Origin of the sequence: Paenibacillus sp. IHBB 3054 (assembly GCF_051594305.1) — a bacterium.
In the GTDB taxonomy this organism is placed as follows: domain Bacteria; phylum Bacillota; class Bacilli; order Paenibacillales; family Paenibacillaceae; genus Paenibacillus_AQ.
The window spans coordinates 1-438 of record NZ_JBOFBG010000171.1 but is presented as its reverse complement, the minus strand read 5'-3'; the positions used below and the strand labels follow the sequence as shown (position 1 = coordinate 438).

At 33.8% G+C, this 438-nt stretch carries 1 protein-coding gene; it reads left to right on the top strand.

The window, feature by feature from the left end:
- The first annotated feature begins 138 nt into the window (after positions 1–138).
- Positions 139–360 (top strand): hypothetical protein, encoded by a 222-nt coding sequence (locus tag ACQ76X_RS36320; protein ID WP_438498714.1) that lies wholly within the window; start codon positions 139–141, stop codon positions 358–360.
- The last annotated feature ends 78 nt before the right edge of the window (positions 361–438 follow it).

The following is a 438-nucleotide window of genomic DNA, read 5'->3' as shown; positions in this document are numbered from 1 at the left end:
GCTTATTTCCACTTTATGGTTAACGTCTTTCAGCATCTTCACATCCTTTCGTAATACATACATTTTTTGATTCCACCTCCTAAATTCTGATAAGATGAAATTGTACATAATCTTTTTTTGAGAAAGGAGGCTTTATTTTTGGCTGAAACAAATGATTATAATAAACTCGTTGCAAAAGACTTTACGATTTCTGCTCTCAATAAAATTGATCCTAAGAAATTTGAAAAATTAAATATTGATGAAATCATTAGCACTTACACTGGAATCTACAATTCTTTTTTAGCAGCAATTGAAACAGATAAGCCCGAAGAATTAAAAAGCTACGCAAGAGAGTCACGCCAACTTTTAAATCGGAATTGACACTGGCTAATGGTTCTATGAGAAGATGGTCCTCATAGAACCATTAGGTATTATGCCAAGGGGCGTTCAAGCATCCTC